The 20,155-nt window shown below is 71.6% G+C and carries 20 protein-coding genes, 1 tRNA gene and 1 pseudogene; 11 read left to right on the top strand and 11 right to left on the bottom strand.

What is annotated here, in order from left to right:
* Nucleotides 1–18 precede the first annotated feature (18 nt).
* Genes WD794_15515 through WD794_15505 form a run of 3 tightly spaced genes read right to left on the bottom strand, consistent with a single transcriptional unit; the run spans nt 19 to nt 3,838 of the window.
* Nucleotides 19–2,061 carry a CocE/NonD family hydrolase gene (locus WD794_15515; protein MEX2291718.1) on the bottom strand — a complete coding sequence of 681 codons (2,043 nt, stop codon included), beginning with the start codon at nt 2,059–2,061 and terminating at the stop codon, nt 19–21.
* A 28-nt stretch (nt 2,062–2,089) separates the two neighbouring features.
* On the bottom strand, nt 2,090–3,397 hold the full coding sequence (locus tag WD794_15510; GenBank protein MEX2291717.1) for a hypothetical protein: 1,308 nt from the start codon (nt 3,395–3,397) through the stop codon (nt 2,090–2,092).
* Nucleotides 3,398–3,451: 54 nt separating this feature from the next.
* Nucleotides 3,452–3,838 (bottom strand): response regulator, encoded by a 387-nt coding sequence (locus WD794_15505; protein MEX2291716.1) that lies wholly within the window; start codon nt 3,836–3,838, stop codon nt 3,452–3,454.
* A gap of 72 nt (nt 3,839–3,910) precedes the next feature.
* Here WD794_15505 and WD794_15500 point away from each other — a divergent pair.
* Nucleotides 3,911–3,982 (top strand) — tRNA-Arg (locus tag WD794_15500).
* Between the two features lie 200 nt (nt 3,983–4,182).
* Entirely contained in the window at nt 4,183–4,419 is a 237-nt protein-coding gene (locus WD794_15495) for a hypothetical protein (protein MEX2291715.1), read from the top strand.
* A 73-nt stretch (nt 4,420–4,492) separates the two neighbouring features.
* Here the strand turns inward: WD794_15495 and WD794_15490 are convergent, their stop codons facing one another.
* The gene (locus tag WD794_15490) at nt 4,493–6,058 is read right to left on the bottom strand and encodes an alpha/beta hydrolase (GenBank protein ID MEX2291714.1); all 1,566 of its coding nucleotides are present in this window, start codon (nt 6,056–6,058) and stop codon (nt 4,493–4,495) included.
* Between the two features lie 139 nt (nt 6,059–6,197).
* On the opposite strand from WD794_15490, the gene WD794_15485 reads away from it, so the two are divergent.
* Complete coding sequence (locus WD794_15485) at nt 6,198–9,872, top strand: multifunctional oxoglutarate decarboxylase/oxoglutarate dehydrogenase thiamine pyrophosphate-binding subunit/dihydrolipoyllysine-residue succinyltransferase subunit (GenBank protein MEX2291713.1); 3,675 nt, start codon at nt 6,198–6,200, stop codon at nt 9,870–9,872.
* An 18-nt stretch (nt 9,873–9,890) separates the two neighbouring features.
* On the top strand, nt 9,891–10,070 hold the full coding sequence (locus WD794_15480; protein MEX2291712.1) for a DUF6104 family protein: 180 nt from the start codon (nt 9,891–9,893) through the stop codon (nt 10,068–10,070).
* A gap of 42 nt (nt 10,071–10,112) precedes the next feature.
* Here the strand turns inward: WD794_15480 and WD794_15475 are convergent.
* From WD794_15475 to WD794_15455, 5 genes and pseudogenes are all read right to left on the bottom strand, one after another.
* Nucleotides 10,113–10,346: pseudogene (locus tag WD794_15475) on the bottom strand (OsmC family protein).
* A 21-nt stretch (nt 10,347–10,367) separates the two neighbouring features.
* On the bottom strand, nt 10,368–11,159 hold the full coding sequence (locus WD794_15470) for a GNAT family N-acetyltransferase (protein MEX2291711.1): 792 nt from the start codon (nt 11,157–11,159) through the stop codon (nt 10,368–10,370).
* Between the two features lie 373 nt (nt 11,160–11,532).
* Entirely contained in the window at nt 11,533–12,348 is an 816-nt protein-coding gene (locus WD794_15465) for a rhomboid family intramembrane serine protease (protein MEX2291710.1), read from the bottom strand.
* Nucleotides 12,349–12,356: 8 nt separating this feature from the next.
* Nucleotides 12,357–13,322 (bottom strand): zinc-binding dehydrogenase, encoded by a 966-nt coding sequence (locus WD794_15460; protein MEX2291709.1) that lies wholly within the window; start codon nt 13,320–13,322, stop codon nt 12,357–12,359.
* Between the two features lie 26 nt (nt 13,323–13,348).
* Entirely contained in the window at nt 13,349–14,587 is a 1,239-nt protein-coding gene (locus tag WD794_15455; GenBank protein ID MEX2291708.1) for an NADP-dependent malic enzyme, read from the bottom strand.
* Nucleotides 14,588–14,745: 158 nt separating this feature from the next.
* On the opposite strand from WD794_15455, the gene rfbC reads away from it, so the two are divergent.
* Nucleotides 14,746–15,369: a dTDP-4-dehydrorhamnose 3,5-epimerase gene (gene rfbC, locus WD794_15450; GenBank protein MEX2291707.1), complete on the top strand. Its 624-nt coding sequence runs from the start codon at nt 14,746–14,748 to the stop codon at nt 15,367–15,369.
* Here rfbC and WD794_15445 read toward each other — a convergent pair.
* A complete protein-coding gene (locus tag WD794_15445; GenBank protein ID MEX2291706.1) occupies nt 15,324–15,692 on the bottom strand; it encodes a S24 family peptidase in 369 nt (122 codons plus the stop codon). The two genes, rfbC and WD794_15445, sit on opposite strands and share 46 nt — an antisense overlap.
* Here WD794_15445 and sodN point away from each other — a divergent pair.
* From sodN to WD794_15425, 4 genes are all read left to right on the top strand, one after another.
* Complete coding sequence (gene sodN / locus WD794_15440) at nt 15,691–16,128, top strand: superoxide dismutase, Ni (protein MEX2291705.1); 438 nt, start codon at nt 15,691–15,693, stop codon at nt 16,126–16,128. The two genes, WD794_15445 and sodN, sit on opposite strands and share 2 nt — an antisense overlap.
* A gap of 89 nt (nt 16,129–16,217) precedes the next feature.
* Nucleotides 16,218–16,724 carry a GNAT family N-acetyltransferase gene (locus WD794_15435; protein ID MEX2291704.1) on the top strand — a complete coding sequence of 169 codons (507 nt, stop codon included), beginning with the start codon at nt 16,218–16,220 and terminating at the stop codon, nt 16,722–16,724.
* A gap of 131 nt (nt 16,725–16,855) precedes the next feature.
* Nucleotides 16,856–17,323 carry an anti-sigma regulatory factor gene (locus WD794_15430; protein ID MEX2291703.1) on the top strand — a complete coding sequence of 156 codons (468 nt, stop codon included), beginning with the start codon at nt 16,856–16,858 and terminating at the stop codon, nt 17,321–17,323.
* The gene (locus tag WD794_15425; protein MEX2291702.1) at nt 17,320–18,216 is read left to right on the top strand and encodes an RNA polymerase sigma factor SigF; all 897 of its coding nucleotides are present in this window, start codon (nt 17,320–17,322) and stop codon (nt 18,214–18,216) included. Before WD794_15430 ends, WD794_15425 begins: the two co-directional genes overlap by 4 nt.
* A 49-nt stretch (nt 18,217–18,265) precedes the next feature.
* Here the strand turns inward: WD794_15425 and WD794_15420 are convergent, their stop codons facing one another.
* A complete protein-coding gene (locus WD794_15420; protein MEX2291701.1) occupies nt 18,266–18,637 on the bottom strand; it encodes a hypothetical protein in 372 nt (123 codons plus the stop codon).
* A gap of 34 nt (nt 18,638–18,671) precedes the next feature.
* Here WD794_15420 and WD794_15415 point away from each other — a divergent pair, with 34 nt between their 5' ends.
* Entirely contained in the window at nt 18,672–19,592 is a 921-nt protein-coding gene (locus WD794_15415) for a diacylglycerol kinase family protein (protein MEX2291700.1), read from the top strand.
* A 303-nt stretch (nt 19,593–19,895) separates the two neighbouring features.
* Nucleotides 19,896–20,147: a WhiB family transcriptional regulator gene (locus WD794_15410; GenBank protein MEX2291699.1), complete on the top strand. Its 252-nt coding sequence runs from the start codon at nt 19,896–19,898 to the stop codon at nt 20,145–20,147.
* The last annotated feature ends 8 nt before the right edge of the window (nt 20,148–20,155 follow it).

Here is a 20,155-nt window from a genome sequence, read left to right as displayed (position 1 = left end):
CAGCTGACCGGCGCGGCCTCAGACCAGGTCGCGCGGGATCTCCCTGGACCAGTTCTGGGAGTAGACACGCCGCTGCCCGTGCTCCTCGTCCTTCTCGTAGGCGTCCAGCTGCGCCGACACGACGAAGTCGGTCGGGGTGCAGGTCAGCAGGGTCCGGGTCGAGACGTGCACCTGCCAGTCGCCCCGGGACAGGCCGCGCTCGGTCCGCGTCTCCCCGCGGGCCGAGCTGACGTCGTTGCCGCAGACGCTGAACCACTCGTTCGTCGCCCGGCGCAGCACGGTGCCGGTCTCGTCGATCCGGACGCTGCCCTGGTCGTTGACCACCTCGAGCGCCGAGGTGTCGGTGACCAGATCCCGGACGACCCTCCAGTGGTGCTCCTCCGGGACGAGCGGGGTCACGGCGAGCTCCTGCGCTGCCTCCGGCTCATCGAGGTCGGCAAGCTCACCGTCCTCGTCGGGACGCGGCGCACGCACCGGGACCGACAGCGCGCTGTCCCCGGCGAAGACGGTGACGGTCGCCGGCTCGGGCGCCGGCCAGGCCAGCGGCCAGTACGACGTGGAGACCGACAGCCGGAGCCGGTGACCGGCCGGGAACGCCTGGGCGATGCCGTTCAGCACGACCTCCACGGCACAGCGACGGCCGGGCTCGAGCGGCCGCGGCTGCTCGCTGCCGTCCCGGTGCGTGAGGTTCAGCAGGCCGTACGTCACTCTCGTCGCCTCGCCGTTCGGCGCGACGTCGGACAGCCGGACCGCCAGCATCGCGACGGGGCGGTCGGACGCGACCTCGAGCTGCACGCGCGGCAGGCCCAGGATCTCCAGCCGCTCCTCGAGCGGCTCGCTCTCGAACACCAGCGCGCCGCCGTCCTCCTCGCGCTGGTCATAGGGCAGGTCGGGCGTCGCGGCGTACGACGCCCACTTGCCCGCGAACATCCCGACGCTCAGCGGTGACTGCAGGTCCAGCGGTCGGCGGTCCTGGTCCGTCGGAGCGCGCAGCACCAGTGCGTTGCGGGTGAGGGTGTAGCGGCGCGCCTGGATGTCGGGTGCCGGCCAGCCCGGCTCGCCGACCCAGCGCCCCGGCCGGTCGGCGTACGACGCCTCGGGCGGCATGCTCTCCTGCATCCAGGCCCGCAGCATCGGCTCCTGCATGATCCCGGTGTCCCGGCCCTTGAGCCAGTGGTCCCACCATCGCACCATCTCCTGGAGGAAGCCCACGGCCGGTCCGGGCACACCCAGGTGCGGGTACTTGTGCCCCCACGGGCCGATCAGCCCCTTGCGGGGGACGTCCAGGTGCTCGAGCAGCCGGAAGATGGCGTTGGTGTAGCCGTCCGCCCAGCCGCCGACCGCCAGCACCGGGCACTGCACCCTGCTGTATTCCTCGCACACCGACGCGGGCTTCCAGTAGTCGTCGCGCCGCTGGTGCCTCAGCCACGTCTCGATCCACAGGCCGCTGCCGCGCAGCCGTTCGAACCACAGGTCGCGCCACCGCTCCCCGACGATCTCGGGGTCCGGCGGCAGGCTGTTGAACGCGAACATCACCGTCGCCTCGGACAGGTTGTCCGACAGCAGGCAGCCGCCCATGTAGTGCATGTTGTCGACGTAGAGGTCGTCGGTTGCCGAGGCGCTCACGACGGCCTTCAGCGCAGGCGGGCGGCGGGCCGCCACCTGCAGGCTGTTGAAGCCGCCCCAGGAGATGCCGAACATCCCGACGTTCCCGTCGCACCACACCTGCTCGGCGAGCCAGCCGATGACGTCCTCCGCGTCCTCGTGTTCCGAGGGGCGGTACTCGTCGACCAGCACCCCGTCGGAGTCACCGCTGCCCCGCATGTCGACGCGCACGCTGACGTAGCCGTGGCCGGCGAGGTACGGGTGGTTGAGCGCGTCCCGGCCCCGCGTCATGTCCCGCTTGCGGTACGGGAGGTACTCGAGCACTGCCGGAACCGGTCGCTGCTCGGCGTCCTCGGGCAGCCAGATCCGAGCCGCGAGCCGGGCTCCGTCCCGCATCGGGACGAAGACGTTCTCCAGGACGCGGACCTGGTGCGGGAAGTCCGTGACGGTCCTCATGCGGTGGCCTCCTGTGCGGCTCCCGAGGTCAGGGAGCTGCCCGCCCCGACCCGGTCACCGCGTCGTACTCGAAGGGCAGCAGGTCCAGACACGCGTGGTAGTGGGCCACCAGCTGCTCACGGTCGTCGGCGCCGAGATACAGGACCCCGAGGATGTACTGGTAGCTGTCCTGGTGGGCGAGGCCGGAGAGCCGGTCACCCGGCTGCACATCGATCTTGACCAGGGTCTCCGGGAACTTCTCCTGAAGCCGCGCGACGTCCTCGGGGGCGGGCACCCCCGCGACGACGGCGTCCTCGGTGCGGACGATGTTGCACTTCGCCGCCACCGCGTGTCCCCCCTGCCGGTGCGGCATCCGGGGCCGCTGCCCGAGCGCCACGTCCACCGCGACCTCGTGGTTGGAGGCCCCGTCCACCTTGGCGAACAGGTCGCTGTGCGACTGCGAGATCCGGGTGTTCACCTCGATCAGCCACAACTTGTCACGGGCCTCGTCCCACATGAACTCGGCGTTGAAGCAGCCGTTGTCGTAGCCGACCTGCCGCAGATAGCGCTCGCAGACGTCGGCCATCTGCCGCTGCACCCGCTCGGGAACGGTGCCGGCCGGGTAGTCCAGGCGGGAGATGGCGTGGGTCTCCGGATCGGTGTACATGTCCACCACGCCGTGCACGGCGAACTCCCCCTGGAACATCGACCCCTCGGGGGCCGCCTGGATGCCGTCGATCAGCTCCTCGGCCAGACACGTGCGGCCGGTCGCCTCTCGGAGCTCGGGCGGGAGGTCGAGATGGGACAGCGCCTGGTCGAAGGGGTCACCGATCTCCCGGATGCCCGCCCGGATCTCCTCGACGGCTCGGACGAAGCCCTCGGCGCCGGCCACCTTGAAACCCAGCTCCGAGGAATGCGACTTGACCGGCTTGACCCAGAACGGGAAGTCCAGCTCGATGCCCTCGAGCGCGTGGTCGTCGAACGGGTCGAACGAGGTGAAGCGCGGCACCACCTCCGGAACGCAGGCGACCTGCTCCAGGCGGCTCCAGTACTTGTGCTCGGTCTTCAGCACGCTCTCCGGCGACGGGGAGGGCAGGCCGCGCTCGGCCGCCAGGATCGGCGCCAGCACGCTCACCGGGAAGTCCCAGTGGGCCACCAGAGCCTCCACGCTGCCGGGATGTGCGGCGAGTTCGCGCCGCGCCTGCTCGAGCAGCTCCTCGAAGTCGAAGCGGGTCTGCGCGACCAACCGACCGTAGCCCAGCAGGTCGTGGAACGTGCACCGGTCTGCGTCGCGGATCGTCGCGAGCTCGCCCCGCTGGAGGTCGGTGAGGCCCAGGACGAAGACGTTGTTGCTCATGCCGAAGGCCCTGCCCGACGGACAACGCCGGACACCTGCTGCGCAGGAACCGGCTCAGGCCGGCGGCAGGCCCGCGAGCCGGCGGACAACCCCGATCAGTTCGTCGGGGTCGAACGGCTTGGTGAGGTAGGCGTCGACGCCGATCCGGCTGCCGCGTTCGAGGTCGGCCTCCTGGGCACGGGCCGACAGCAGGACCACCCTGATGCCTGCGGTCTCCGGGTCGGCCCGCAGCCGGCTCGCCGCCTCCCAGCCGTCCAGCCTGGGCATCATGATGTCGAGGGTCACGACGTCCGGCGCAACGTCCTTGACCTTGTCCAGGCAGTCCTGCCCGTCGACCGCCGTGGCGACCTCGAAGCCCTCGAGCTCGAGGTTCACGGTGATGAGCTGCCGGATCACGTCGTCGTCGTCGACCACGAGGACACGGCCCAGGCTGCTCGACATGATGAGGACGCTACACACGCTCGGGGCGACCTGCCGGAACGCGGCTGACTGGTAGCGTCCTGGACGCCCGGAGCCCCCGTAGCTCAGGGGATAGAGCGGCGCCCTCCGGAGGCGTAGGCGCAGGTTCGAATCCTGCCGGGGGCACGCACGCAGACGATCTCATCCATGCCGGAGCTGCCGCCTGATCAACGCCGGCTTTCGTACGCTGTGCCGGCCTGCGAATGTGCGGGTGTCCCGCGTTGATCACCAGCAGGTGAGGCAACCTGTGCACCCCGTGAGCGAGTGCTGCAGACAAGCCCCATCCGGGGCTCAAGCCGGCGCAGGTTCCTGCCGATACGCGCAGCATGGACGCAGACCCGGCGCTGCAGCGGCTGTACGACCGCTACCGCGTGGTCGTGGCCGCGCACCGTTCGCAGAAGCGGACCAGCAGCCTGCCTGCCGCCGAGGCGGTCCTGGAGGCTCGGGTGCTGCTCTACGAGCACCTGGTGGCCACCGGCTGGGACCCACCGGCAGAGGTTCGCCGTCAGCTGGCCCTCGACGCGCTGCTGATCGAGCAGCCGCCCAGTGAGCTGGCCGGCTGAACGGAGCCGACCGCCCGCGCACGTCCCACGGCGGCCCACCCGCGCGCGTTCCACAGCGCCCGCCAGCGCATGGTCAGCAGGTCGTCGGCGCGGGCGCAGCCGCAGTGATCAGGTAGCGGTCGACGGTGCTGCGCACGCAGGCCGACGATCCGGAGCGGTAGACGGTGTGGCCCTCGCCCCGGTAGCTCACCAGCACGCCCTTGGACAGCTGCTCGGCCAGGGCAACCGACCAGGCGTACGGCGTGGCCGGGTCGCCCGTGGTCCCCACCACGACGACCGGCGGTGACCCCGGCGCCGTGACCCGCTTGGGCTCCCCCACCGAAGGCACCGGCCACCTCGAGCAGACCAGACCCGAGAGCGCCACCGTGGGGCCGAACCTCGGCGCGTCCTTGCGGACCCGCTCGGCCAGCGCGAGGTAGGGCGCGGTCTCGCGAGGCCACTGCCGGTCCAGGCAGACCACGGCCGAGAGTGCCTCGCTGATGTTGGCGTAACCGGCGGACGTGCGGTCGAGGTAGGCGTCGGACAGCGCGAGCATCGGCGCGCCGTCACCGCGTTCGGCAGCGACCAGGGCGTCGGCGACGGCCGGCCAGCCGCTGGCCCTGCTGTACAACCCGCCCAGCACGCCGAGCGAGAACTCGCCCGGGCCGAGCCGGCGCGCCTGCCGCGTCGGCAGGGACGCCTGCTCGACCTTCGCGGCGAGCCGGTCGTAGGCCTCGAGCAGGTCGCCGTCGACCGCGCCCCGGTAGCTGCAGCCGCGCCGCTGGCAGTCGGCCAGAAAGGCCTCCAGCGCGCGGTCGAAGCCCTTCGACTGCCCCTCGAGCAGGCCATCCCAGGTCAGCTGTGGATCGATGCCGCCGTCCAACACCATCGCGCGGACCCGCGTCGGATAGGCATCCAGGTACGCCGCGCCGAGCGAGGTGCCGTAGGAGTAGCCGAGGTAGGTGAGCGTCCGGTCGCCGAGGGCGGCGCGTACGCGGTCGAGGTCCGCCGCCGCCTCGGCGGTCGAGACGTGCGGCAGCAGACGTCCGGAGCGCCGAGCGCACCCGGCGGCGAATCTCTCGTTGGTGACCTCGAGCTCGCGCACCTCCGCGTCGTCGTCCGGGCTGGGATCCACGGCGAAGTAGGCGTCCAGCTCGGCGGTGGTGCCGCACCGGACGGGCGCGGTGCGGCCGACCCCGCGCGGGTCGAAGGCGACCAGGTCGAAGCGGGCGCGTACCGGCTCCGGAATCTGTCGCCAACCCACCTGCAGGTAGTCGACGGCAGAGGCACCGGGGCCGCCAGGGTTGACGACGAGCGAGCCGATCCGCTGTCCGCGCTGGGCGGTCCGCAGCCGGGTGAGAGCGAGGTCGACGCTTCCCGCGGCCGGCTCGCCGCTGACGAGCGGCACCCGCAAGCTGGCGCACTGGAAGTCGCCCTCGCAGGCCTGCCACGACAGGGGTGCAGGCGCGGCAGTGACCGTCGTCGGCGACGCGGTGGGGGAGGTCCCGGTGGCCACGAGCGACGCGGTGGGCGCAGGCGACGCGGCGGAACTCGGGGAAGAAACCGCCGAGCGTGCCCGGACCGTCGGGTCATCGCCGGTGCCGCAGCCGACGGCCAGCAGCGCGAGGGCTACCAGGGCAGCGGCGTACGGGCCTGTCACCGACCCAGTCTGCGGCACCGGACCACCGGGGCGGGACACCACGCGTCGACAACCGCTGCCGACGGCGCTCCCGCGGCAGCGTAGTCTGAAGCACCGGGCAGCCAAGGCAGAACACTTCCGGGAAGAGGCGATTCCACGCGTGTCGACGCAGCCGGGCCAGCAGACCGACTTCGGTGCCAACGAGTGGCTGGTCTATGAGATCCACCAGCAGTATCTGAAGGACCCCGACAGCGTCTCCGACGCCTGGCGCGAGTTCCTGTCGGACTACAAGCCGGCGGTCGAGGGCACCGCACCCAACGGCGGCCCGGCCGGCGGCATCAAGGGCACGCCGCCGCCGGCCCCGACCGCCCAGGCGCCCGACACCCAGGCCCCCGCTGCCCCGGGGCCAGCCCCGGCCGCTCCCGCCCCGGCCGCTCCCGCCCCGGCACCGGCGGCCCCCGCGGCCGCGGCGGAGAAGAAGCCGGCTGCGACCGCCGGCATGCAGACGACCCCGCTCAAGGGGGCCGCTGCGCGGGTGGTCAGCAACATGGAGTCCTCGCTCACCGTCCCGACCGCCACCAGCGTGCGCAGCGTCCCCGCCAAGCTGCTGGCGGACAACCGCATCGTCATCAACAGCCACCTCCGGCGCTCACGCGGCGGCAAGGTCTCCTTCACCCACCTCATCGGCTATGCCCTGGTGCGTGCGGCGACCGACGTGCCGGTGATGAACAACAGCTACGCCGAGGTCGACGGCAAGCCCGTGGTCGTGACGCCCGACAACGTCGGTCTCGGTCTCGCGATCGACCTGCAGAACGCCAACGGCTCCCGCTCCCTCGTCGTCGCCGCCATCCGGGGCGCCGACGCGATGGACTTCTCGCAGTACTGGGCGGCGTACGAGGACATCGTCCGGCGGGCCCGCGCCGGCAAGCTGACCACCGAGGACTTCCAGGGCACGACCATCAGCCTGACCAACCCGGGCGGTATCGGAACGGTCCACTCCGTGCCGCGGCTGATGCAGGGCGCCGGCGCGATCATCGGCGTCGGCGCGATGGAGTACCCCGCAGAGTTCCAGGGGGCGTCGGAGGAGACGCTCGCGCGGCTCGCGGTCAGCAAGGTCATCACGCTCACCAGCACGTACGACCACCGCATCATCCAAGGCGCCCAGTCCGGTGAGTTCCTGCGCCGCATGCACCAGCTGCTGCTGGGCGAGGACGGCTTCTACGACGACATCTTCGCCAGCCTGCGCATCCCGTACGTCCCGGTGCGCTGGGTCCCGGACCAGCAGGCCAGCCACGAGGGTGACCTCGACAAGGCCACCCGGGTCATGGAGCTCATCCACGCCTACCGGGTGCGCGGCCACCTGATGGCCGACACCGACCCACTCGAGTTCAAGGTGCGCAGCCACCCCGACCTCGACGTGGTCACGCACGGCCTGTCGCTGTGGGATCTCGACCGCGAGTTCCCGGTGGGCGGCTTCGCCGGCAAGAAGGTGATGAAGCTGCGCGACGTCCTCGGCGTCCTGCGCGACTCCTACTGCCGGACCGTCGGCATCGAGTACATGCACATCCAGGACCCCGACGAGCGCATCTGGCTGCAGGACCGGGTGGAGAAGAAGGCGCAGCAGCCGGACCGTGACGAGCAGCTGCACGTGCTCGAGCGGCTCAACGCCGGCGAGGCCTTCGAGTCCTTCCTGCAGACCAAGTACGTCGGGCAGAAGCGCTTCTCGCTCGAGGGCGGCGAGACCCTCATCCCGCTGCTCGACGGGGTACTCCAGCGCGCCGCCGACGAGCGGCTGGACGAGGTCGCCATCGCCATGCCGCACCGCGGCCGCCTCAACGTGCTGGCCAACATCGTCGGCAAGAGCTACGCCCAGATCTTCCGCGAGTTCGAGGGCAACATCGACCCCCGCACCGCGCACGGCTCAGGTGACGTGAAGTACCACCTCGGGGCCGAAGGCTCGTTCACCAGCCTGGCCGGGCGGGAGATCGCCGTGAGCCTGCAGGCCAACCCGTCGCACCTCGAGGCGGTCAACCCGGTTCTCGAAGGCGTCGTGCGCGCGAAGCAGGACATGATCAACAAGGGCGAGCAGGGCTTCACCGTCCTCCCGGTCCTGCTGCACGGCGACGCGGCCTTCGCCGGCCAGGGCGTCGTGGCCGAGACGCTGCAGATGGCGCAGCTGCGCGGCTACCGCACCGGCGGCACCGTGCACGTCGTCGTCAACAACCAGGTCGGCTTCACCACCGGGCCGCACTCCGCCCGCTCGTCGCTCTACGCCACCGACGTCGCCCGCATGGTGCAGGCGCCGATCTTCCACGTGAACGGCGACGACCCCGAGGCCTGCGTCCGCGTCGCCAAGCTGGCCTTCGACTACCGGCAGGCGTTCAAGAAGGACGTCGTGATCGACATGGTCTGCTACCGCCGCCGTGGTCACAGCGAGGTCGACGAGCCGTCCTTCACCCAGCCGCAGATGTACGACATGATCGACGCCAAGCGCTCGGTGCGGAAGATCTACACCGAGAACCTCATCGGCCGGGGCGACATCAGCGTCGACGAGGCCGAGGAGGCGCTGCGCAACTATCAGGAGCAGCTGGAGAAGGTCTTCCAGGGCACCCGCGAGGCCGCGAACGCGCCCTCGATGTACCCGGAGCGCAAGGAGCCCGGCGTCGACGACCTGCAGACCGCCATCACCCGCGAGGTGGTCAAGGCGATCGTCGACTCGCAGGTCACGATGCCGGAGGGCTTCACCGTCCACCCGCGGCTGCTGCCGCAGCTGCAGAAGCGCGCCAAGATGATCGACGACGGCACCATCGACTGGGCGATGGGCGAGACACTCGCCCTGGGCTCGCTGCTGCTGGAGGGCCATCCGGTCCGGCTGGCCGGCCAGGACGCCCGCCGCGGCACCTTCGGCCACCGGCACTCCGTCGTCGTCGACCGCGTGAACGGCAACGAGCACACCCCGCTGGCCCACCTGTCCGAGGACCAGGCAGCCTTCTACGTCTACGACTCCCTGCTGAGCGAGTACGCCGCGATGGGCTTCGAGTACGGCTACGCGGTCGCCCGGCCCGACGCCTTGGTGCTGTGGGAGGCGCAGTTCGGCGACTTCGTCAACGGCGCGATGACCATCGTCGACGAGTTCATCGCCGCTGGTGAGGCCAAGTGGGGACAGCTCTCCGGTGTGACGCTGCTGCTGCCGCACGGCTACGAGGGTCAGGGCCCCGACCACTCCTCGGCCCGGCTGGAGCGCTTCCTGCAACTGTGCGCCGAGGACAACATGGTGGTGGTCGCGCCGACGACGCCGGCCAGCTACTTCCACCTGCTGCGCAGGCAGGCCCTGCAGTCGCACAAGCGGCCCCTGGTGGTCCTGTCGCCCAAGTCGATGCTGCGCCTGCGGGCCGCCGCCTCGGCGGTGGAGGACTTCACCGACGCCGGCTTTGCGCCGGTGCTGGTCGACCCGGACGGAATCGACGCCACGGGTGTCCAGCGCGTGGTCCTCACGACCGGCAAGGTCTTCTACGACCTGCTCTCGGCCCGTCGCAAGAGCCAGGACGACCGGGTGGCGCTGGTGCGCGTCGAGCAGCTCTACCCGCTGCCGGGCGAGGAGATCGCCGACGCCCTGGCCGGCTACCCCAACGCCACGGACATCGTGTGGTGCCAGGAGGAGCCGGCCAACCAGGGCGCCTGGTCGCACATGGCGCTCTCGCTGCCCGAGCACCTGCCGCCGGGCCGCTCGCTGCGCCGCCTCTCCCGCAAGGCCGGCTCCTCGCCGGCGGCCGGCTCCAGCAAGGTGCACGAGGCCGAGCAGGCGGCGCTGATCACGGCGGCGCTGGAGCTCTAGTGCGGCTGGTCTGACCGGGTGTACTTCACCGACCGGGGCCTCGAGGAGCTCGCCGAACGCCGCGGTGAGGAGACGGTGACGCTGTCCTGGCTGGCCGAGCGGATGCGGCAGTTCGTCGACGCCCAGCCGGAGTTCGAGGTGCCGATCGAGCGGCTGGCGACCTGGCTGGCGCGGCTGGACGACGACGAGGACGAGTAGCCGGCGCCTCCCGTACGCCCCGCTGGCGCACGGGAGGACGGGTCAGCCGACCTCGGTGGTGATCTCGATCGACCCCTCCAGGCTGCGGGCCACCGGGCAGCCCTGCGCGTGCGTGGCGAGCACCCGGTCGAGCTTCTCCCGATCCTCGTCGGCGACCGTGAGCCCGGTGTAGGTCACCCGGATCCGCTTGACCACCAGCACCTTCCCCTCGAGCTCCACCTCACCGCGCGCGTGCCCCACCAGACCGGTGGGGTCCATCCGCCGAGCCCCGAGGGCTCCGGCGAACGTGCCGGTGAGTCAACCAAGTGCCGCGCCAACAAGGTGGTCGATCGTGCTGGCGTGGCTCGGGAACTGCCCGGGCTGCGCGCCGTAGTGCTCGGCGATGGCGCCGTGCATGCCGTAGAGGGTCGGCTCCTCGTCGCCGGGGAGGTATGCCGCGCGCAGCGAACCCTCCCTGCGCTCGACACGGACCTCGGACACGTACGCGACCTCTCCCACGGGAACCTCCTGGTTGTCGACCGATGCGCCGTGAGCATGCCCCGTCGTGGCTCGGGTAGCACCGCCGGAGCCATCCGATGAGGAGTCGTCGTGCGCCTGCCCATCGACCCCCGACCCGACCGGCCGGTAGCCCAGTCTCGCCGGCACCTCGCGGCTCCGGAGGTTCGCCTCGTCGCAGTGGATCTCCATCCGGTGGACGTCGGGGACCTCGAGCGCCGCCCTCGTCAGAGCCCCCGCAGCAGCGGTGGCGTAGCCACGGCCTTCCGCGTCAGCACACAGCCAGTAGCCGAGCTCCAGCGCTCCCGGTCCGATGCGGCGGTGCAGGCCGAACCTGCCCAGGACCACCTCACCGTCACCGGTGAGGGCGAGATAGTTGTACTCCTGCCCCTTCTCCCACGCGGCGTCCACGGCGAACTGGCGCTCCCGCTGGACACCGACCGTTCCCGCCTCCTTCGTCGCCCACGGCATCCACGGCTGGAGGTGCTCCAGGTTCCGGGCCACGGCCGCCGCCATCCGCTCGACGTCGTCCGCGACGAGCCGGCGGAGGATGAGCCTGCCCGCGTCGATGAGCTCGGGCGGGTGCACGCGCATGATGCTGACTGTGCAGCACCTGGCGCCCGACGCGCCAAGGGTTTCCCGCGATCCAGGGGTAAAGCAGTGCCGGCCACCTCCTGTGGCGTGATGTTCCCGGTGTCGCGTCACCGCGCTTCTGCCCCGTCGCGAAGAGCACCCCTCGTGCGGCGGCTCGTCGGCAGTTGATCTTCTGGATGCTGGATTCGCAGCAAACGCGCCGGCGTGTCCGCTGCCGATCCAGCAACCAAAAGATCACCAGGCATGAAGATCTTGGTTGGGACGCACGGTAGTACCGGCTCTGCGCCAGCAGGGGACCGAGTAGAAGACCGGCTCCCGACGGTGTGGCATGCACCGCCTCCAACGGCTCGCGGTCTCGGCAGTGCCTCGTCCCTCACCTGCGCGCGTACGGACCCCACCGCGGGTCGGCGATCCGGCGGTCCGAGCCGCTGCCGCGCAGCGACCACACGAGGGCGGCGCCGACGACGAAGCCGAGCACGTGGGCCAGGTAGGCGGTGCCGGTTGCCTCCGACAGGCCGGCACCGCTCGCATAGAGGTACTGCAGCACGAACCAGCTGCCCAGCACCAGCCAGGCCGGCAGGCGTACGGGCAGGAAGAAGAAGAACGTCAGCAGCGACCAGACCCGGGCCTTCGGGAACAGCACGAGATAAGCGCCGAGCACTCCGGCGATCGCCCCGGACGCGCCGACGAGCGGCTGGCTCGACCCGTGGAAGAACAGCGAGAAGCCGTACGTGGCGGCGTATCCGCAGCCGAGGTAGAAGGCCAGGAAGCGCACCTTGCCGAGCCGGTCCTCGACGTTGTTGCCGAAGACGTAGAGGAACAACAGGTTGCCGAGCAGGTGCAGCCACCCACCGTGCAGGAACATCGCGAACAGCACCGACAGCGCCGGCGACTTCTCGTAGGGCGGCGGCGACTGGGTGACGCAGCCGGTGCGGCCACCGGCCGATGTGCCGACCGCGCCGGTGGCGACCTCGTCGGCCGGGTCGTTGCTCACCACCTCGGCCGGCTTGGCGGCGTACTCGTCGAGAAAGGCGACCTGCCGGCAGAGGGAGGCGGCGTTGCCCTCGCCCAGCAGCGGCGCGACCGCGATCGGGCTGATCAGGAAGGCGACGACATTGGTGACCAGCAGGAGCCGCGTCACCCAGGGGGTGCGCCGCGTCGGGTTGACGTCGTGGACGGGCAGCACCACAGGAACTCCTAGGGGGTCAGGACCAGCTTGCCGACCACGTCCCCCGCAGCCAGCCGCTCGAAGCCCCGCGCCGCCTGCGCGAGCGGGATCACCTCGTCCACCGGGGGGCGCAGGCCGGTGGCCTCGAGCAGGCGCAGGAGGCCGGCGAGTTCGTCGCGGGTGCCCATCGTCGACCCGACGACACGCAGTTGCAGGAAGAACAGCCGGTTGAGGTCGGCGCCCGGGTCGGCGCCCGTCGTCGCGCCGGACACCACCAGCGTGCCGCCGGGGCGCAGGCTCTTCATCGAGTGCGACCAGGTCGCCTTGCCGACCGTCTCGAGCACCGCGTCGACCCGGGCGGGCAGCCGCGCACCGGGCTCGAAGACCTCGTGCGCGCCGAGCTCGAGCGCACGGGCCCGCTTGGCCTCGTCCCGGCCGGTGACCCAGACGACCAGGCCGGACGCACGGGCGAGCGCGATGGCGGCGGTGCTGACCCCGCCGCCGGCGCCCTGCACCAGGACGCGGTCACCGGGCGAGACCGCGGCGTTGGTGAACAGCATCCGGTAGGCCGTCAGCCAGGCCGTCGGCAGGCAGGCTGCCTCCTCGAAGGACAGACCGGCCGGCTTGGGCAGCAGGTTGCGGCGGGGCACGACGACCTGCTCGGCCAGCGTGCCCTGGTGCAGCTCGGACAGGATGCTGCGCCGGGGGTCCAGTGTCTCGTCACCCGTCCAGTCCGGGTCGCCGACCAGGGCGTGCACGACGACCTCGCGGCCGTCCTCGTCCACCCCCGCCGCATCGCAGCCGAGCACCATCGGCAGCCGGTCGGCGGCCAACCCCACGCCGCGCAGGCTCCACAGGTCGTGGTGGTTCAGGCTGGCGGCCCGCACCGTGACGGTCGCCCATCCCTCGGCTGCCTGTGGCTCGGGGCGGTCGCCGACCGTCAGGCCGGACAGCGGGTCATCGGCGGACTGGGAGGTGCAGGTGGCAGCAAGCATCCACCGACAGTACGAGGTGGCGGCTGCTAGAGCCGGGCGACCCCTTCGGTCCGGGCGGCCGCGGCGACCGCCTCGGCGACGGCCGGAGCCACCCTGGTGTCGAACACGCTGGGGATCACGCACTCCGCGCAGAGGTCGTCGCCGACGACCGCGGCCAGCGCCTCGGAGGCGGCCAGCTTCATGCCCTCGGTGATGCGGGTGGCGCGCACGGCCATGGCGCCGCGGAAGACGCCCGGGAAGGCCAGCACGTTGTTGATCTGGTTGGGGAAGTCGCTGCGGCCGGTCGCGACGACGCGTGCGCCGGCGGCACGGGCGACGTCGGGGTGCACCTCCGGGGTGGGATTGGCCATCGCAAAGACGATGCCGTCCGGCGCCATCGACGCGACCGCCTCGACCGGGATCGTGCCGGAGGACAGACCGACCAGGACGTCCGCCCCTGCCAGCGCCTCGATGAAGCTGCCGGTGCGGTTGTCCTTGTTGCTGATCTCGGCGAACAGCCGCTTCACGCCGTTGAGGTCCGCGCGGCCGGCGTGCACCATGCCTTTGCTGTCGGCGATCGCGAGCTCGCCGATGCCGGCCTCGAGAATCATCTTCGATACGGCGATACCGGCCGCGCCGGCACCGGAGACCACCACGCGCAGGTCGGACAGCGAGCGTCCGGTCAGGGTCGCGGCGTTGCGGAGGGCGGCGAGCACGACGATCGCGGTGCCGTGCTGGTCGTCGTGGAAGACCGGGATGTCCAGCCGCTCCTGCACCCGCCGCTCGACCTCGAAGCAGCGCGGGGCACTGATGTCCTCGAGGTTGATGCCACCGAAGGCCGGTGCCAGCCGCACGACCGTCTCGACCAGGTCGTCGAGGTCGGTGACGTCGAGGCAGATCGGGACGGCGTCGATCCCACCGAACTGCTTGAACAGCAGCGCCTTTCCCTCCATCACCGGCAGCGCGGCCGTCGGACCGATGTCGCCCAGGCCCAGCACCGCCGTGCCGTCGGTGACGACCGCGACCGTGTGCGACTTCCAGGTGTAGTCGTAGGCGAGGTCGGGCTGCTCGGCGATGGCGGTGCAGATCTTCGCGACACCTGGGGTGTATGCCAGCGACAGGTCCTCCCGGGTCTCCAGCGGGACGCTCGAGACGATCTGGACCTTGCCGCCCCGATGCAGGGCGAAGGCGGCGTCGGCGTCGCGGTCGGTGACCGGACCGACCAGGTCGAGAGCAGGTCGGGGCGCCGGCGTCGACACGCGCGAGCCCTCCAGCGGGGCGGACATGGTTCTCCTCGGACGGGATGGGTGGGCGAACGGCGCGGACCGGCCCGACGGGTGGGTCGAGCAGGGGCCGGCCGGACGGGGGTCACCCGTGCGAGACCACCCCATCCTCGCAGGTCCGGCGGCCGGTCGGCGCCGGACCCCTGACTAGGGTTCGTGGTGTGCAGGTCGACGAGCTGAAGGTGCCGGGTGCGTGGTCGTTCACCCCGCGGCAGTTCCCCGACCCCCGCGGGGTCTTCCTCGAGTGGTTCAAGGCGGAGGTCTTCGCGCGAGCGGTCGGCCAGCCGCTGACCGTGCAGCAGGCCAACCACAGCGTGAGCAGCCGGGGCACCCTGCGCGGCGTGCACTTCGCCGACGTGCCGCCGGGACAGGGAAAGTACATCTACTGCACCCGTGGAGCGGTCCTCGACGTCGTCGTGGACATCCGCGTCGGGTCGCCGACGTTCGGCATCAGCGACGCCGTCCGGCTCGACGACCGGGACCGTCGCGGCGTCTACCTGTCCGAGGGACTGGGCCACGCCTTCCTGGCGCTGACCGACAACGCCGACGTCACCTACCTGTGCAGCGAGCCCTACAACCCCGGGCACGAGCACGGCATCTCCCCCCTCGATCCGGCGCTGGACCTGCCGTGGCCGGACGACGTCGAGGCGCTGCTGTCCGACAAGGACGCCGCCGCGCCCACGCTCGCGCAGGCCCAGGCGTCCGGGCTCCTCCCGGCGTACGACGACTGCCTGCGCTGCTACGACAGCCTGCGCGGCAGTCTGCGGACCGGCAGCGGCCAGTAGCGCAGCACCACCCGGCCGAACACCTGCGCCGGCCCGTACCTGCGGCTGTCGTCGGTGACCGCCGGGTTGTCGCTCTCGAGCCACCACAGCTCGTCCACCGAGCGGACAGCCCGCTTGACCACCAGCAGGTCCGGCCGCGCCGGGAAGCGGGCCACCACGATGCATCCGGCGGTGACCCGACCTGCTCGTCGTACGAGCAGGCAGTCTCCGGGGTGCAGGGTCGGCAGCATCGACGGTCCCTCGACCAGGACGGTGCGCAGTGGACCTCCAGGGCTAGGGTCGTGACAGAGACCAGACCCCACCACGATCGGAAGGACGAGCATGCTCCTGCGCAGCTTCCTCACCGCCCTGCTCACTCCGCGGACCGTCGTCTCGGCCCACTGCGACCTGCCCTGCGGCGTCTACGACCCCGCCCAGGCCCGTATCGAGGCGCAGTCCGTCAAGGCCATGCAGGAGAAGTACCTCGCCAACGAGGACCCGGTCTTCCGCGGCCGGGCGATCGGCATCATCGGCGAGCGGGCCACGCTCGTGAAGCACCACCTCGCCGTGCTGTGGCACGACTACTTCAAGGCCGAGCACTTCGAGAAGTACCCGCAGCTGCACACCCTGGTCAACGACACGATCAAGCTGGCCAGCGGCACCGGCGCCAAGCAGAAGATCGACCCCGCCGAGGGCCAGAAGCTGCTCGACGGCATCGACGAGATCGCCACCATCTTCTGGGAGACCAAGGGCAAGGCGTACGAGAAGCCGGCCGCCTGATCCCGTTGCCGAAGGCCGGTCCCCGTGCGGGGCCGGCCTTCGGCATGCCAGGGTCTGCGGATGGCCGAGAGAGTGCTGGTACCGCCGCCGTGGAACGCCTAGTCCGCCCGGCCGTCGAGGCCGACGTGCCCGTCCTGCTCGAGCTGGTCCGCGAGCTGGCCGCCTACGAGCGTGAGCCGGATGCCGTCGAGGCCACCGAGCCGATGCTGCACGAAGCGCTGTTCGGGCCGCGCCCGGTGGCGTCGTGCCACGTCGCCCTCGCCGCCGACGGATCGGTCGCGGGCTTCGCGCTCTGGTACGTCACCTTCTCCACCTGGAAGGGCCGTCCCGGCCTGTGGTTGGAGGACCTGTTCGTCCGGCCCGCGGTCCGTGGACAGGGACTGGGCCGGGCGCTGCTGCAGGAGCTCGCGGCGGTGTGCGTGGAGCGTGGCTACCCGCGGCTGGAGTGGTGGGTCCTCGACTGGAATCAACCGGCGATCGGCTTCTACCGCTCGCTGGGTGCCGCGGCGCAGGACGCGTGGACGACCTGGCGGACGGAGGGCCGGCACCTCCGGGCGCTGGCCGAGGGCGCAGCCGGGCCCGAAGGCGTGCGCTGAGTGTCGGATGCTTCCGTGCGGACATAGGATTGTCCTGACCGGTGCGACCCACCGGTGCGTCCGGCTGCCGCTACCCGGCCCGGGCCCATGAGCAGGAGCGACCGCCGGCCACGCCGGCACCCGGAGGGCGCATGGCCGACCGCAAGGGCACGTCGACCAGGACGGAACGACCCGTGGCGGAGAACGCCGCCGCACTCTCCGGCGACGCCGGCCGTGACGTCGTGGTGCTCCGGCTGCCGGCGGCAGGTGCCTATCTGTCCGTGCTGCGCACGGCCACCGCAAGCCTGGCATCGCGGCTGGACTTCACCATCGACGACATCGAGGACCTGCGGATCGCGGTCGACGAGGCCTGCGCCATGCTGCTCACCCAGGCCATGGCCGGCGCCGACCTCGAGTGCCGCTTCGAACTGACCGCCGACGCCATCGACGTGGCGGTCAGCGTCCTGACCCTCGACGGGCAGCAGCCCTCGCGCGACACCTTCGCCTGGACGGTGCTGACAGCGCTGGCCGGTGAGGTGGACAGCTCCGTGGACGGCGACAGCCGGGTGACGCTGACCCTGCACAAGACCAAGGCCGACGACGACGGCCTGGCGCCGTGAGCGAGGCTCCCGGCATCGACGCTGTCGAGACCCCGGCGCAGCCGTTCCCGCCCGGCCAGGAGACGGTGCTCGACCTCGATGCACCTCCGGTCGAGGTGGAGGCCGTGCCGCTCACGGCCCGCGCCGAACGGACCGCCGCCGACCGCGCGCGGGCGCGGGCGATGTTCGAACGGCTGTCCACGATGCCGGAGGACGACCCGTCCCGGGTCCGGCTGCGCGAGGAGCTGGTCGAGGCGCACCTGCCGCTGGTCGAGTACCTTGCGCGCCGCTTCCGCAACCGCGGTGAGCCGCTCGACGACCTCATCCAGGTGGCGACGATCGGCCTGATCAAGTCCGTCGACCGGTTCGATCTGGAGCGGGGCGTGGAGTTCTCCACCTACGCCACCCCCACCATCGTCGGCGAGATCAAGCGGCACTTCCGCGACAAGGGCTGGGCGATCCGGGTGCCGCGCCGCCTGCAGGAGCTCAAGCTCAGCCTCACCAAGGCCACCAGCGAGCTGTCCCAGAAGAACGGCCGCTCCCCCACGGTGGCCGAGCTCGCGCAGCACCTGGGGATGACCGAGGAGGAGATCCTCGAGGGGCTGGAATCGGCGAACGCCTACTCCGCGGTGAGCCTGGATGCACCCGACGGCGGCGACGACGACTCACCGGCGGTCGCGGACTCCCTCGGCGTGCTGGACGACGCACTCGAGGGCGTGGAGTACCGCGAGTCGCTCAAGCCGCTGCTCGAGCAGCTCCCGGCGCGCGAGAAGAAGATCCTCATGCTGCGGTTCTTCGGCAACATGACCCAGTCGCAGATCGCCGCCGAGCTCGGGATCAGCCAGATGCACGTCTCGCGCCTGCTGGCCCGCACGCTCGCCCAGCTGCGCACCCGGCTGCTCGCCGAGGAGTAGGGCCGGTGCGGATCTCCAGCCGGTACGAGCCGTCGCGCAGCGCCGGCAGCTAGTCGATCCCGCGGAAGGCCAGCCGCGCCTCGGGCGTGGCCAGCTGGTGGAGGACGCCGCCCGCCAGCAGGAGCACCGGCAGCGCGGCGTACCAGACGCGGCCCTGGAGCAGTCCCACCCCGACGGGCACGGCGAGCAGCTGCACGACGACGGCCGGCGAGCGCGACCAGCCAGCAGTCCTGCGCAGGCCGCGCGCCACGAACAGCACCAGCCCGCCCACGACGACAGTGAACCCGGCCTCCACCAGCGTCGCAGTACGGTCGTACGGGGTGCCGAACACCCCGGCGAGGCCATAACCGAAACCGAGCAGGGCCAGCGCCCCGCCCTCGAACCCCACCAGCAGCGCGGCGCGGGTCACGGGCGAACTCACGATCGGCCAGACTACTGGCGGTAGGGTCGCTCACATGCGTGCGCTGCTGGTCGTCAACCCCAAGGCCACAGCCACCACCGAGCGGATGCGCGACGTGCTCACGCGCGCCCTGGCCAGTCAGGCCAAGCTGGATGTCGTGCAGACCGAGGCCCGCGGCCACGCCACCTCGCTGGCCCGCCAGGCCGTGGTCGACGGACTCGACGTGGTGGTGGCGCTCGGCGGCGACGGCACCGTCAACGAGGTGGTCAACGGGCTGCTCGCCGACGGCCCGGCCGCGGGGCTTCCCGCACTCGCCGTCGTCCCCGGTGGCAGCACCAATGTCTTCGCCCGGGCCCTCGGCCTACCGGCCTCACCGGTCGAGGCCACCAGCCAGCTCCTCGACGCCCTGCGCGAGGACCGCCGGCGCAGCATCGGCCTCGGGCAGGCCGACGAGCGCTGGTTCACCTTCTGCGCCGGTCTGGGCATGGACGCCGACGTCGTACGCCGGGTGGAGCGCAAGCGGGCCGCCGGCCACAAGGCGACGCCCGGGCTGTTCGTACGCCAGGGCCTCCGGCAGTTCTTCCTGCACGGCAACCGCTCCGAGCCGGCCCTCACCCTGCACGCCGACGGACGGCCGCCGGAGCGGATCGGCCTCGCGCTGGTGTGCAACAGCGACCCGTGGACCTATCTCGGCTCGCGGCCCGTCCGGCCCTGCCCCCATGCCTCCTTCGACGACGGGCTGGACCTTTTCGGCCTGCGCACCCTCGGCACCCTCAGCACGCTGCGGCACCTGCGGCAGATCCTGTCCCGGCGGGCGCGACCGCGCGGCCGCTCCGTGCTGTCGCTGCACGACGCCACGGGCTTCCGGCTCACCGCGGACCGGCCGGCGGCGTTGCAGGTCGATGGCGACGACCTGGGCGACCGGACCGATGTGATCTTCCGGGCCGTGCCGGACGCCCTCGACGTCCTGGCCTGAAGTTCCCGGCGCGCGGCAGGTGTAGCCGGTCGGAACGCGGGGCACGGCGAGCGCATGCGGGACAACGTGACGAAGGCCTCACCCCCGGAGCCGAATCACGTTCGGTCAACGCTTGCCACGCTCGTACCGCCGGTGCAAGGCTGAACGACAAGAGATCCGGCGACGGCTCTCAGCTGGATGAGGTGCCGGGCTACCCCCTGGCGACTACTAAGTTGCCCCTCGTGCTGCCTTTCGGCGGCACGCTCCTGACCCCCGCGGTCGACGTGCAAGGGCGCGCGGCCGCAGAACTGAGGAGTTGGACCGATGGACTGGCGCCACGAAGCGCTCTGCCGCGACGAGGACCCGGAGCTCTTCTTCCCGATCGGGACGACCGGGCCCGCCGCGACACAGGTCGAGCAGGCGAAGGTGGTCTGCCGCCGCTGCCCGGCGGTGGAGCCCTGCCTGATCTGGGCGCTCGAGACCGGCCAGGACGCCGGCGTCTGGGGTGGCACGAGCGAGGACGAGCGGCGTGCCCTGACACGGCGTGGCGCCCGCGCCGGCGTCCGCGCCGGCTGACCGTTCGC

The organism is Mycobacteriales bacterium, from assembly GCA_040902655.1.
In the GTDB taxonomy this organism is placed as follows: domain Bacteria; phylum Actinomycetota; class Actinomycetes; order Mycobacteriales; family SCTD01; genus SCTD01.
Note: the sequence above shows the minus strand (reverse complement) of the source record. Positions and strands in the feature narration are given on the sequence as shown.